At 28.6% G+C, this 13,892-nt stretch carries 12 protein-coding genes; 3 read left to right on the top strand and 9 right to left on the bottom strand.

Annotated elements, in window-relative coordinates; genetic code table 11:
* Positions 1-70: 70 nt before the first annotated feature.
* Positions 71-1,075 (bottom strand): glycosyltransferase, encoded by a 1,005-nt coding sequence (locus WH390_RS05275; RefSeq protein ID WP_032115381.1) that lies wholly within the window; start codon positions 1,073-1,075, stop codon positions 71-73.
* A 598-nt stretch (positions 1,076-1,673) separates the two neighbouring features.
* Between WH390_RS05275 and WH390_RS05280 the strand changes: the two genes are divergently transcribed.
* Complete coding sequence (locus tag WH390_RS05280) at positions 1,674-2,474, top strand: glycosyltransferase family 25 protein (protein ID WP_032115382.1); 801 nt, start codon at positions 1,674-1,676, stop codon at positions 2,472-2,474.
* An 80-nt stretch (positions 2,475-2,554) separates the two neighbouring features.
* Here the strand turns inward: WH390_RS05280 and WH390_RS05285 are convergent, their stop codons facing one another.
* The 8 genes from WH390_RS05285 to WH390_RS05320 form a co-directional block, all read right to left on the bottom strand.
* Positions 2,555-3,643, bottom strand: coding sequence for a glycosyltransferase (locus WH390_RS05285; protein WP_032115383.1), 1,089 nt, complete (start codon positions 3,641-3,643; stop codon positions 2,555-2,557).
* A gap of 263 nt (positions 3,644-3,906) precedes the next feature.
* The gene (locus WH390_RS05290) at positions 3,907-4,452 is read right to left on the bottom strand and encodes a DUF924 family protein (RefSeq protein ID WP_032115384.1); all 546 of its coding nucleotides are present in this window, start codon (positions 4,450-4,452) and stop codon (positions 3,907-3,909) included.
* 423 nt (positions 4,453-4,875) lie between these two features.
* A complete protein-coding gene (locus WH390_RS05295; protein ID WP_148305552.1) occupies positions 4,876-5,034 on the bottom strand; it encodes a PsiF family protein in 159 nt (52 codons plus the stop codon).
* Between the two features lie 375 nt (positions 5,035-5,409).
* Entirely contained in the window at positions 5,410-6,108 is a 699-nt protein-coding gene (locus WH390_RS05300) for a hypothetical protein (protein ID WP_032115385.1), read from the bottom strand.
* 191 nt (positions 6,109-6,299) lie between these two features.
* Positions 6,300-6,884 (bottom strand): chorismate mutase, encoded by a 585-nt coding sequence (locus WH390_RS05305; RefSeq protein ID WP_052044873.1) that lies wholly within the window; start codon positions 6,882-6,884, stop codon positions 6,300-6,302.
* An 82-nt stretch (positions 6,885-6,966) separates the two neighbouring features.
* Positions 6,967-7,704: a DJ-1/PfpI family protein gene (locus tag WH390_RS05310; protein WP_052044874.1), complete on the bottom strand. Its 738-nt coding sequence runs from the start codon at positions 7,702-7,704 to the stop codon at positions 6,967-6,969.
* A gap of 264 nt (positions 7,705-7,968) precedes the next feature.
* Positions 7,969-9,924 (bottom strand): trypsin-like peptidase domain-containing protein, encoded by a 1,956-nt coding sequence (locus WH390_RS05315; protein WP_032115387.1) that lies wholly within the window; start codon positions 9,922-9,924, stop codon positions 7,969-7,971.
* Positions 9,925-10,445: 521 nt separating this feature from the next.
* Positions 10,446-10,745, bottom strand: a complete 300-nt coding sequence (locus WH390_RS05320) for a phage holin family protein (RefSeq protein WP_032116003.1) — start codon at positions 10,743-10,745, stop codon at positions 10,446-10,448.
* A gap of 523 nt (positions 10,746-11,268) precedes the next feature.
* On the opposite strand from WH390_RS05320, the gene WH390_RS05325 reads away from it, so the two are divergent.
* Both WH390_RS05325 and thiD read left to right on the top strand, forming a co-directional pair.
* Positions 11,269-11,577, top strand: a complete 309-nt coding sequence (locus WH390_RS05325) for a hypothetical protein (RefSeq protein WP_032115983.1) — start codon at positions 11,269-11,271, stop codon at positions 11,575-11,577.
* A gap of 1,465 nt (positions 11,578-13,042) precedes the next feature.
* Positions 13,043-13,840 (top strand): bifunctional hydroxymethylpyrimidine kinase/phosphomethylpyrimidine kinase, encoded by a 798-nt coding sequence (gene thiD / locus WH390_RS05330; RefSeq protein ID WP_032115982.1) that lies wholly within the window; start codon positions 13,043-13,045, stop codon positions 13,838-13,840.
* Positions 13,841-13,892 lie beyond the last annotated feature (52 nt).

Here is a 13,892-nt window from a genome sequence, read left to right on the forward strand (position 1 = left end):
TTAGCTATAAAAATGGATGATTGTCTATCATCAAATGACGATTATCCAATTTCACGGTTTATGCCATTTGCTATTTATATAAAACTTTAATAACAAAATAATAGAGATAATTCAATAGCCATTGAATATATTTTTTCTTATTAAACATATGCTTAGCTGCATATCGATATTGGTTGGAAGTTGATGCCGCAATAAGAGGGGTCGTTTTCCAAGGAGATTTTTCTTTTATTGTAATAAACAGATCTGTACTGGGATATTCAGACCAATTATTCCATGGCTTGGTTGGGCCAATATAATGAATGAATTTTACATTATCAATGGTAAGGAATAATGTTCTATTTTTTAATTCATAATTAATACTAAATTGGGTATTAAATTTTTTCTCTAAAAATAAAACTTGATTTACCAGAGATATATTTAATGCATCCTGATCATAAAATATAAATTTTGCTTTTGTCTTATCATCAAGTAATACATTTATCGTCTTCTCAGTTACTTTATTTTTATACCACTTATCGGTATCGATCAGCATAACGCCAGAGTTAAAGTAGCCATTAGCTATTGCTGGTGTTGCTAGCATTTCAGCCCGTTTTTTCCATAGGTATTGGTCTCGGTCAGCGACAGCCGCAATAATATGATGGCTTAAATTGATGGTGAATAATTCTGATATATCACTCGAATAAATAATGTCTGAATCTAAATATAATATTTTATTTATTTTTTGGTGAAAATAATTTGCAATGATAAAGCGAAAATAGATTGCATGAGACCACAATTTATTGGTTGGTAATTTTTTTAGCTGCAGAGTGTCGATAAGTAATATTGTTATTTTTGTATTATATATTTTTGTTAGTTCATCATATTTTTTCAGTTCATCTGCAGAAATCATATCAGTGAAGATATAAAAGTGGAAGGTATAATCTTTATTAAAATGTAGAATCGAACAGATAGAGATCGCAGTACCAAGAGAGAAGTTCATATCTGCGCCGTAAGCAATATGAAACTGGCAATTTTTTACCTTAGCAGATGAGAATTCATAGCTTGTTAGTATCATCTCCTTACTATTGAAATACATTAAGTTTCCTTTTGGCAAAGCTGGCATTAATTTTATCGTAAATTGTTACTGATTCTAGCGTTAGTGGAAAGAAAAAACCATTGCTATAACCATTATACTTTATAAAAATTGATTAATAATCATTATATTTTTTAGAAATGAAGAAAAATTTATATCTTATTGAAAATAAATATAATATTTTTTAGTGATGAGATGTTTTAAAATGGTTTCTGATCTGTTGCTAATCAGTTTTTTTTCTTATGTTAAATTAAATCATTACTTGAAAATATAAGATGAATTAGTTTCTGTTTTGATTTTTATGATAGATAAATATCATAATGGATAAATATAGTAATTAAATTAATATTATTTTTATGTTTATGTAATATATTTAACTGATTAAATTAACTAATTATTTTTTACACAAGGTAAATAACAATTTATATTAAATTTCAACATAAAAAATTATTTTGTGTTTTTTTGGGCAATTATTATGCTTATATTACAATAAATACTAGAATAAATGATATTATTCTGCTGATATAATAGATAGTAAAATAAAATTGATTAGTTATAATTTAGTTAACATATTATTAAATATAAAGTTTTGGTGGCGTTAATGAGTAAATCTTGCCCTATTTTTATTGTTTCATTAAAAAAGGATACAGATAGAAGAAGACAAATTAGTAAAGCTTTGTCGTCACAAGCTTTACCTTTCACGATAGTTGATGCCATCGAAGGTGCTAAGTTAACTCAGGGTGACATGCCTTGGTTTGAATCCGCTAATTCAGGTAAGTTTGATGTGAAAGCAAGCGGAATGAATGAAATTGCTTGTAGTTTGAGCCATCAATCAATTTATCAACATATTGTAAAAAATGATATCGAATGGGCATTGATCCTAGAGGACGATGTTATCATTGATAAAAAATTATCCCCTCTAATCAAAGCGCTGGAACAGGGTAAAAGTAATTTATTAAAAAAAGATTATGTTTATTTGCTAGGTGGTCAAGAAGGACTGAGTTCAAGAAAACGAATTTCGTTAAGTTTTTTTAATAAAGTAACCATCGCTAATGTGACCTTTCGTCTATTAACTTATAGTCCGGATAAAATTTTTCGTGCCTGTTGTTACTTAATTCATCGTAACACCTGTAAAAGAATAATCACTGAATTTGAAAGACAATTTTTTGTTGCTGATTCGTGGGGCCTGTTATATAAAAAACAGGCAATTAAAGGATATTATTTAGCCGAAATTATTAAGCATCCGATTGTTTCCGTTGAAAATAGCAATTTGGAGGCTGATAGAAGAAAGTATGTTATTAAAGAAAAAAGAAGAACGCGAGGCAATCTTGAGTCTGCTTTAGCTTATATTTTGCTACAAATAAGGCGTGTTTTACGTAGTTTAATTTTTTGGCAAAAATAGGGTTTATGTCGTTTTGAGAGGTTGCCATCTAATATTGTTTTTGCACGGATTAATCATAATGATTAATCCGCTAAATGCTATCACGCTAGAATTTTCTTCAGGGATGAATTAACTCTGTCAAAATAGCTATCTTCATAAAAATTTGAGATAGAATTTTTTATGCTAACCTGTGAGGGTAAGGTTTTATTATCAACAATACTCTGCAATATATTAACGAAACAGGGTAGATCATTAACAGGAAATAATTCTCCATTAATATCGTTTTTAATGATATCTTCCGGCCCAGCTGGACAATCTGAACTTATTGCATAAATGCCATAGGATATGGCTTCGGCAAGTGCCATAGGAAATCCCTCTGTATTTGACGTTAATAAAAAAGCAGAAATCGCGGTTATTTTTTTTTGTATATATGACCAAGCCTCTGGTTGCCAGGCATGCCAGTTAATTTTATCTGCAATATTTAATTTTTTAGCTAACAGCTTTAATTCGTTGATCTCATTTTCTTCGCCACTACCGACAATATTGAGTTGCCAATCATCACTAACATTTGCCAAACCAGTAAATAAAAAAGCGAATTGTTTTGGCTCTTTTGCTAAAATTCTCCCTACATATAAGAAAATAGTTTTTTCCTTAGGTCGAGGGATAACAATGTCCTGTTTTTTTATTGGATTAAATAAGGTAAAAATATTATTTTCATCGACGCCGAGGGCAACTAATTGCCTCGCTATACCTGAGCTTATCGCGTAATGGTAATCTGCTTTTAAAAGATATTCTTTTTTATAACTTCCATTAATGGCAAAGTGTGGCCAGGAAATTAGTGGTATTTGTCTGCCTAAGATAAGTTTTCTACTGATATTTGAGTTATAACAGGCAATCGAATCCAAGGCGATAATTGCGTTAATTTTTTGCTCGCTAAGTAGTTGTCGTAGCTGCAAAGCATAATGAATACGTCGCAGCTTGCCGTTTTTAATATTGGAATATAATCGACTATATTTTATGTTATCTAACCAATCATCATTCGGTTGCGTTTGTTTAGCATTAAAAAAGACAAAACTGACAGTTATATCTGGTCGCCGCTGTTTTAATAACAAAATAAATTCACGACAAACAGTTTCCATACCACCAAAACCACTAATGTTGTAGCTGGTTATTAATATTTTGTTTGGCATCGTCTGCTAATCTCATCAAGTTCTTGGTTAAAATAATATCTGCCAATCTTATCTATTTTAAAGAAATACTATTTCATTAATAAAATAGTTTGAATGGTGGTTATGACGCGTTTTTTATCGAAATATTGCGGTTATTTCAGTGTAATATTTAAAAAATAATTGAACAATAACTTAATTTAAAAGTTGCAAAAAGATCATTGTTTTGTTAATTCACAAAATAGAGTACATATTGCAAATATATACTCTACTGCTCTTCTTATAAGCTAAAAACTTGAACCCGATTTTTTTAAAAATAATATTTCTTCAGCAGTAGAAACTCTATTAAGAATTCCATTTCTGTGTGGATAGCGACCAAAATGATCAATAATTTCTTTATGCCGCATTTCAAATTCAAGTGTTATTTTATCATTTAATGCAGTAAAAAGAGGAACAGCTTGTTGATGTATGAAAGGTGATTCTGAATGCATAAATGGCATTAAAATGAATTTACGTTCTTTTATTGGTAAGTGTGTATAATCTGGTTGTTTAATTGCTTCTTGAGCTAACATAAGCGCCATATTATCTTGCGAAAAAGCTTTTGCTGTATCACGCCAAATATTACGAGAAAACTGATCAAGCACAATAATTTCAGCTAATCTCCCTTTTATTGAGCAACGCCAATGAGCAAGTTCACCACGACTCGCTTTTTCAGTAGTAAGTTTAAATCTATCCCGGATGATAGCGTCAAATTGTGGTTTTTTTTCGAACCATTGTTTATTGGTAGATTCCTTAAACCAGAAATCTAAAACTTCTTGCCATTCATTATGCATTATATTTATCTCTTTAGGTTAGCAACTTTCCCGCTGTAAACCATCTATAATTCTGAATAGTAAAATGAAGATGAAAATATAATATAGCTACTTTATAAGAAAAATTCTGTTAAATGAAGCAAATTATTTTATAAATTTGCTTGATATGTGACGATAATGTAATCTGATGTCACTCTATTAGTATGAGGAAAATGAATAACGTTATTATTTTAAATTATATTTCGTTTAGGAAATGTTAATTTTTTTAAATTCTAATTATTATTTTTAATATATCAAAAGTGACAGTTTTTGATAAATAATTTACTATTTTATTTTTTATTAAATATTCAATGGTGTCATTTCTATTTTAATTAAAATAAAGCAATATTCTAGAAATAAAAAAGTAAGCCACTAAAAAGAAAGTAGCCTTATTGATATATTAAATTAATTATTTTTATTACTTAGGCATTCCTGCATAAATTCTTGCCGTTCATCTTTTTTAAATTTCATGTTGCTAGCTTTTTTACTACAATTTTTCATTCTTTCATTTTGCTGATTTTTTTTATTACGAAGGCAGGATTGCAAAAGGATTTTCTTTTTCACCCGTTAATGATTGTTGTGTAGCTTTAAAATGACAACTCCCCATTTTACGTTATTGCTCTGACATATCTTTTTGTGTCATTTTTTTCGGCAGCTAAAACAGGATTTATTAATAACACACTGATTAATGTAATAAATAATATTTTTAATTTCATAGTAGAACTCCGAATTTATAAGATATCAATGCAACAATAGCAGTAAATTATGATTTGTGGAGAAAATAGTCATCAAATAATTAGAATAGTATTCTCTATAAAATAATTTCTGCTATTTTAGTGAGCTAAACTATCTTACTTCTTTGGTTATATAAGCTGGAGTACTCACTTATATAGTAATTATGTATATTGAATTTTGCTATTTAGAATTAAGTTGGTTGAGTCAATTGTTTCTGAATTCCTGGAGTTCCTGTTTTATTGATTCGGCTATATAGAGTGATTTTTCTTTCATTAGCACCTCGCATTCGAGCTCTAATTGTTCAATATTAGTATTTTCATTAATGTTGAGATAATTATCATAAAACTTATTAACTTCCTTTAGTGCTATAAATAAAGCATTGTCTTTAGGGCTTTCAGTAACAAAAGAATCCCTGCAAAGAATTAACGCACTGCGCGCATTTGCTATCGCAAAAATCTTATCTTCTGGTAAATTTTCTGCTTTTAATTTATCTACTATGGAATAATATTCAGTATGATATTTAGTATGATTTTTATCAGCTGGAGGGGCAACCTTATTGTGAGCTAATTCATAGGCAAAATTATATAAACAACAATACCAAACTTGATTTATATCGTTGTCGGTTATGTTTTGCCGTTGTTGCTCATCTAATGATAATCGACATAAATGCGAGTTCAAAAATTGATGATTATTTTTAAATATTTCTTCGGAAAGGCCAAAACTTTCCCAGTCAGTATCAGCATATTTTATGGCGACCATCCCAAATTTTATTTTTAATATTTGTAACTCTGCTATAAAATTTTTGTTGTTTTTTTCACTTGATTCCAAATGACTATCATGCAATTTTTTAATTTCATTAATTAATCCTATAATTTCATTGTTAAATTCTATTTTTTGTTTCAATGATATATTCGTAGAATCATTAATTTTTTATCAAATTCTAATAATATATTATTGTAATTGTCGATATTATATTCTTTATAATTTAATTGCTCAGATGGAAATGCTGGAGCAGATGTTAATGGTGATATAGGCATATTAATTTTTCTCAAGAGTATAAATTAACTAAATAGACAATTTTGCCGATTGCCAGATTATTCTTTTGAGTTTGTATTTTTATTTTTTAAAGATATTTGCTCAAGTGATGAGCAGATTATTTTTTTATCAGCGGCTTTAAGATTATGCAGCTGGATTTTATTTATATATGAACAGATCTGATTTTTTATTTGACCGTTGTTTTTTAATTCTTTGGCAATTAATTGTATGATGTCATCAGTTAATTTGCTAATTTTTAAACGGATAACTGCTAAATCATCATGTTGAACGATCGTTTCTGGCATAGCTAGCCAGTCTGCCTTATAGCGATATTGAATAGCTTTAGCGGCATTTATTTGGGATATTATAAAAGGCTTTATTGATTTTTTATCCAGGCCTAAAATTTCTGCTTTATTAATAGAGTTTAAAATAACTTTATTTTCTTGAGTACGATCTTCGACTGATAGGTGTTTTTCAAATTTATACTTAGCAACATATTTCATGTAAGAAAGACGTTGCTCAATAAGTGCTGCAATTTCTTGGTATTGATGAGCCGTAGCTGTAAATGAAATGAAAAAAAGCGTAGATAAAGAGTACTTCAATATAACTGCACAGGGTTTATGGCACTTAAGCTTATTAATCATAATACATCCGGATGCTATATTGTTAAAATAACTTAAATGTATCAATAAATTAAATAATATTCAACATTATTGAATATATAATTTAATTATTTATAAAGTCTTTTTTTCTTTCAATAGCACGTTCAAGTATTTCAAGATAATCAGGTGTTTCTGTTTCAAATGATGTTTTAATTTTATCACACGCTATATTCACTATTTCTGGTTCAGCTGTTGCCGGGTTTCCTGATTGAAAGGGGGGTTGAGGATCATATTGGGTAAGTAGTTGCATTACCTTTGCATCAGTTTCTGATTTTATAATTGATAATATGCGCAGTCCAAAATCAATACCAGCGGTTACGCCACCACCCGAAATTCTATTTCTATCAATGGTAACCCGTTCGTTAGAAACAGTAGCACCTAATTTTGCTAAAAATTCATTGTAACCCCAATGTACTGAAGATCTATAATTATCTAAAAGATTTACCGCGGCTAAAAACATACAGCCATTACATACACTAGTAATATACCTAGCATTTTGGCCAACTTTGTGTATCCATTTTAACATTTTAGTATCGTTAAGTGCTGGGAAAGGATTATGTGAACCTGTAATGCATAAGATATCTATAGCATCTAATTCATCAAATGTTGTGGTAGGTGTGAGTGTTACACAATTAATTTCTGTCGAGATTGGTTGTTTATCATGCCAAACATATTCTATTGTAAATCCTTGATTTTGTAATAGTGTGGCAGGACCAATAATATCTAATGGTGTCATTCCTGGAAAAAGAACAAATGCAAAAACTAAATCTTTTTTTTCGGTAGTAATTTTTTCTTCTTTCATATTATGACCTATTTAATTTTATAAAGACAAAGTTAAATGCCAAGTTAATACTTTTATGCTGTTAACTTAATTTATTACTATTAATCTTAAATATTTAGTTTTATTAACAGCAACAAAATAGAACTCAGCGGTATTGATAACAGCTTATTTTTGCCACTTAAAATTGAGTGAATATCTAATATTATTTATTATGGTTTTATTATGAGTAATACCCAGTTAATTTAAATGAGTGTTACTATTTATTGCTGTTACAACATTATTAAATTATCCATTTATCGTAATATCTAATAGAATATTTTTACATAATCTCTCAGCAGAACCGCTTTCATCGCTTGCATGGAGAGCAATAATGCCTTTGAATGTTCCTTTACCAATTAAATTCTGATTATCCTCTGGGTAATAACAGACTCTTAAATATGATGGTCCTTCAATGTTATAATTACATTTCACATTAATTCTGCTTGGCATAGAGATATAAGGGTAGGGCTCACTTTCTGTTATGGATTTAATTCGATATGCCTGGAAAGTAACTAACTCTTTTTCACCTTTTTCATTGATAACTTGTGTTTTTAAAATTGAGTAATCATCACTAATTTCACCGATATTTTCTGCTCCTTGTCCATGGCGTAGAGTATAAAATGATAAATTAGGATTGGTTTCAGTAAATGGATGTAGAATAGTATTAGCTTGTTTGGCATCAAATATTAATGGCATGCAATCTGCTTTTTTAACATCGAATGGTATTTCGAAAATATCGTAGTTATAGCTTAATATACGTGCAATATAATTATTTACAATTTCGCCATTTCGTTCTATTCGAGCAACAAACCAGCTTTTAATAACAGTATCTTGTGGATGTTGATAAGGGATAAATCGCAGAGTTACTTCACCAGTTAAGGCAGGATCATTGAGATGTGTCGCCTGATTATTAGACATAATTGCCAATACTTTATATTTTACTGCCAAAGTTGTTTTGGTTGTTAGATCTAAGCCAGCCATTTCAATAATAGAGTAGCCGTCATGGTTTTCAACTAGAACAGTATTAAAAGGAATTAATTGTTCTTTATCGCCAAATATCACTTTAATTTCAGCGTCATCTACCGGGGTGGCTTCAATGTTGTGTGACACAATATTATCCTGTGCTTTGACTTGGGTATTACTATCAGCAATAAATTCTTTAAGCTTATCGAGCAGGTATGGTGATGAAATACCTTGTTGGAAAATTATAAAACGACTCCATAAAATTCCTAATATATTGTGTGTTTCTCGACCAACCAGGGGGGAGCCGGAGGATCCTGCTTCCATATCTCCATGAATGAGTAATGTTCCCTCTGGTACATCAGGATTTATTGATGCAAAAGGATCCATAGAATCCCTAAGTCGGGCACTAATTTGTAAAGGCTTTGCGCCACCATATTGCGGAATATAGATGTTTTCACGTTTTTTATTTAATGTTTGTTGCAGTTTTAAACCACCAAATAAAGTTTTAACGTGAGCATTGTGATAATCAAAATCCGCAATAGTAAATAAGGCATAATCACCAAGCCCACCATTTGATTCTCCGTGCGTCAATATTTTATCGACATCAAAATGAATAGTATCAGTTTCAGGTGATGAAAAGTCGTTGGCGATATTATGTTTGTTAACCCACATTTCACTGGATTTTATCGCTTCCGGATCAATTTGACTATTGGGACCTAAAGCAACATGGCGGTTTGTTAATACGTGATTAGCTGAACCTATAAATGAGCAAGTTCCACCATAACCATTAAATACGACAAAATGTACAGCGCGAGCTGGGTTAAAAAAAGGCGTATTTTTATACCACATGTAGGGTTGTCGCCCATCATTACTATCTTCAACAATTTGTGTTAGATTAAGCGGAAGTGCTTCATAATAAGCAAGTTCCATTATTTGATTATTACTATAGTGATAATTTTTTGGTAAAATAACTTTAATATCAATGCAATTAGTATAAAAAGTTACATTTAGCGTAGAACCTTCCTTTAGTGGAAAGATACGTGTATGTTGTCTCTTACGATCGATAATTTCTATGTATGAACCAGATGGCATATTGGCCAAAGTAAATACCAATCGTATAAATTCAACATTTACTTCTTCAATAACAAAAGTTCTAATTAAGGAGCTTTGATTATCTTGTATAAAGTTATGATTGATATGTACTATTTTGCTATTTTCTGCATATTTTTTTATATTCATTTTTTCCTGGGTCATTCTATTTACTATTTGCTAATATGATCAAAAATATGATTAAGGATTTTAATGTCTCAACAGAATAAAATGAAACTAATTTTGCTTAATATTATTAAATATATAAAAATAAATTTTTTATATTATAAATGTTATTTTTTATTTTATCTTTTTTGCTTATTACGCATTAATAAATGCATGTGATAAATTTTATATTTTATAATTTATTATTAATGCAAAGGAGAAATAATATTAAAAATTATAATTTCTTTCTACTATTTAAATGTAATAAGTTAATAATTATTATCTTTAAAATACATAATATAATAAAGTTAACATTGCATTTAAATAAAATTATCTATTTGGTAAATAAGCTGTGAATACAACACTTTATTTATCAGAATGATAAAGTAGATATCCACTAAAAGTAGAATTTTATTTCAACACTACCCTTAGTGGTAATTAAAGTGAAAAGAAAACATAGCTGTTTATAATTGAATGTCTATAATTATGGCAGTTATAAAAGTAAATTATTTTTTATCAACCTTTAAATTGAAAACTTTTTGGTATAGTAATTTTAATCCTGTACCACCCATGGATCCTAGTAAGCCCGCAACTACTAGTGCAATATAGTCACTAGAGCCATATTCCATAGCTAATAAGCCTCCAATAAATCCAGTAAAGCAAGATATAATCATTTCAAATATCATCGCTATCCATCGTCGTTTTGATTTCTTTTTTTCCGTATTTAATATATATCTAGTAGCACCTCCCCATGCAGAAAACAAACCTATAAGACACCATAAAAGAACATCATTTTCTTTAGGCATATGGGTATAACCCCCAGATTCTAGATTTACTTTTTTAAAGGATTTTATTGAAACAAAAATAAGACAAATATTAAACTTTATTGTTACAACCATTACGATTACTATAATGGCTCGTGCGTTATTTTATTTTATAAATATACTGTTTGGAAAGATATAATTTATTTTTTTTTAATAAAAGAGATAAAGATGGCTTTAAAATTTTCCATAATTAGTAATAATATTTAGATACTATTAGGAACTAAAATTCATTAAATGAAATAAAATTTATGTTAATTAAACCTGTTATTGCTGTAAAATGAATTTAGTTAATTTAGTCTTTAAAAAAACTATTATCAAAATTTTGAACATAAGCTCAATAAAAAAGTATAGTTTTGTATTCTTTATTGATATAAGTATAACTATATTAGTTTATTTATATTTTATCAGGAGGAGGAAGCTATGAAGTCGTATATAGTTATCAATAGCGTTGGTAGGACGGTTGAAGTAGAAGATGAAGTTGTAAAAAACCCCTAAAGAATTTCTTATGCTTGAAGTTATCCTCAATTTTTCTCATGGCAAGGATACGATGGATTTAGAACACCTTATTCAGTATGTGTGGATGGATAGATATAGGAGTATTACAGCAAATAACGTTAGCCAATTGTTTTCAAGAGTACGAAAAAAACTTTACAATGTTAGTGGTTATCTTGATTTGAAAAGAATGCCAAATGGTATGATTTGTGCAATTATAAAAGATGGTACGGAAATATTATGGAATGAAAAACCCCCTAAACGATATCTTCTTATTACACACATCTACAATTATTTAAAAAAATTACAAATTAAATTATAATTTATCTCAAATTATTATCTAAAATTAAAATAGTATTATCTTATAGTATATCATTCAAATCGCCATATTACACCAGGGAAATCACGGTAGCTTAAATGTATGTAAGATTGATTATAATTTGTTTTATTGAAAAAAATATAAACGTTAAATAAAATTTGAAAATTATATCTATATGTTAATTAAATGTTCGTTATTTAATTATGCAATTTGGTAAAATAGCCCATTATTACTCAAATTATAAATTAATTAAGTATTGTTAGTGTAAATCTTTTTTAAAAATATTAAATTGTACTAACAATAAATCAAATAAATTATCAAACTGCATTATTAATTTTATCAACTAATTTAACTGAAATCATAAAATTATTAATGTCATATTTTTAGTGTAAAGTTATGATTATCGAATTAAGCTAATCAATGTGTTTATAGTTTATTAGTTATATTTTTTTAGATAGAGGAAAGAATTGTTATATATTAACTTTCAAGTGAGTTATCTCTCGATAGAATGAATTATTAAAGTTAAATATTTATTATGCTTAAAACATCTATAGTATTTGGTTATGTATAGAAAATGTTTTAACTATATTCCACAGCCGTTGAGTTAGCCAAAGGATAAGTAATAAAAAATTTATATTAAGATAATTTGAATATTAAAGCGTTGTTGAGAGTTTGGCATTTCAATAAAAATAACATTAGCATTAATAACAAGATTGTCGTCGCATTTTTTTTATTTCTTATACTTTATTATTCAATTTTTATTTAATAAACTGTATAATAAATACCATTTTATGCGCTACATTAATTTTTTATGCAGTTAAATCATTTTATTAGTTATAAATGGTATTTGTTAATTAGTATTAGGTATCTAATTTTAAATGTACTATTATCTATATAAAATTTTTATTTAAATTAATAAAAACAGATGGTTTTGTAAGATTCATTATATTTCACGATTGAAAGATAATATAATCCAATAATAGTGTTATTTTTTTGTTTTGAAAAAAATTGATTTTAATTTTATTATTTATAAAACTGGTTCCTATCAATAAACTTGTCAATATTGAATACTATTTTATGCTAAAGCAAGAGACTAATCTGTGATATCCATTGGTTTTATTTATATAAAATGAGCGCTATTGATAGATAAATTATTTATTATTTCATTTTATAAAATACAATAGTAAATTTTTAGTTTTAAAGCCATTCTTGATAAGAAAAATATTATGCTTAAGTGCAACAAAATTAGTTGTATTTGGGTTATTTCATTAAAAATACAAAATTGATAAAAGATATATAATGAGAATGATTTTTATTATATCTTAACACTAAACAAAAAATAGTGAAATAGGGTAGTAAAGGTAATATATTCATTTGTTGTGATATAAAATAACTATTGGTTTAATCTAATAAGTCAAGTAAGGTAGCATAAATTATTCTGATTAATATTTTAATATTAGGAAAATTTATGATTTATAATTCCTTATCAATTGCTGGAACTGATCCAACGGGTGGTGCAGGTATACATGCTGATTTGAAAGTATTTTCCTCATTAGGAAATTATGGTGCAGCTGTGATAACCGCATTAGTTGCGCAAAATACTTGCGCAGTACAGTCAATTCATAATATTCCTGGCGAAATTGTCGCTTCACAACTTGAATCAGTATTAACTGATGTTCGAATTGATAGTGTGAAAATTGGTATGTTATCAAATGCTACAAATATATCCATAGTAGCAGCGGCACTAGAAAAATATTCATTATCTTTTACGGTACTAGATACCGTTATGCTTGCGAAAAGTGGGGTACCATTATTGGATGCTGATGCAATCGATAGTCTTATTCATATTTTGTTACCTAAAGTGTCTCTTATTACCCCCAATTTGCCTGAGGCAGCAGTACTTCTTAATTGCAATATAGCTAGAAATGAACAGGAGATGGTATCTCAAGGAAGAAAACTATTATCATTTGGCTGCCCGGCTGTGCTTATAAAGGGTGGACATCTTGATAATAAAGAAAGCCCCGATTGGCTTATTACACATAATGGTGAATGGCGATATTCATTACCTAAAGTAAGAACACAAAATACTCATGGTACTGGTTGTACATTATCTGCAGCGTTGGCTGCTAAGCGTCCTTACTTTGACAACTGGCAAGATACAATTATTGCAGCTAAAAATTATGTGCAAAATACCTTGAAGCATGCCAATAGATTAAATGTTGGCGAAGGAATTGGGCCTGTTCACCATTTTTATACCTGGTGGTAATTTTTCATCTAGTAAAAAAACTGTTAATAATTCTACAATTGTGAGAAACAAG

The organism is Candidatus Arsenophonus nilaparvatae (genome assembly GCF_045346035.1).
Taxonomy (GTDB): Bacteria; Pseudomonadota; Gammaproteobacteria; order Enterobacterales; family Enterobacteriaceae; genus Arsenophonus; species Arsenophonus nilaparvatae.

Bases quoted from the DNA above. Each gene is read 5' to 3' on its own strand.
- WH390_RS05275 (WP_032115381.1), bottom strand. From the start codon at position 1,075: ATGTATTTCAATAGTAAGGAGATGATACTAACAAGCTATGAATTCTCA.
- WH390_RS05280 (WP_032115382.1), top strand. From the start codon at position 1,674: ATGAGTAAATCTTGCCCTATTTTTATTGTTTCATTAAAAAAGGATACA.
- WH390_RS05285 (WP_032115383.1), bottom strand. From the start codon at position 3,643: ATGCCAAACAAAATATTAATAACCAGCTACAACATTAGTGGTTTTGGT.
- WH390_RS05290 (WP_032115384.1), bottom strand. From the start codon at position 4,452: ATGCATAATGAATGGCAAGAAGTTTTAGATTTCTGGTTTAAGGAATCT.
- WH390_RS05305 (WP_052044873.1), bottom strand. From the start codon at position 6,884: ATGATTAATAAGCTTAAGTGCCATAAACCCTGTGCAGTTATATTGAAG.
- WH390_RS05310 (WP_052044874.1), bottom strand. From the start codon at position 7,704: ATGAAAGAAGAAAAAATTACTACCGAAAAAAAAGATTTAGTTTTTGCA.
- WH390_RS05315 (WP_032115387.1), bottom strand. From the start codon at position 9,924: ATGAATATAAAAAAATATGCAGAAAATAGCAAAATAGTACATATCAAT.
- WH390_RS05320 (WP_032116003.1), bottom strand. From the start codon at position 10,745: ATGCCTAAAGAAAATGATGTTCTTTTATGGTGTCTTATAGGTTTGTTT.
- WH390_RS05325 (WP_032115983.1), top strand. From the start codon at position 11,269: ATGCTTGAAGTTATCCTCAATTTTTCTCATGGCAAGGATACGATGGAT.
- thiD (WP_032115982.1), top strand. From the start codon at position 13,043: ATGATTTATAATTCCTTATCAATTGCTGGAACTGATCCAACGGGTGGT.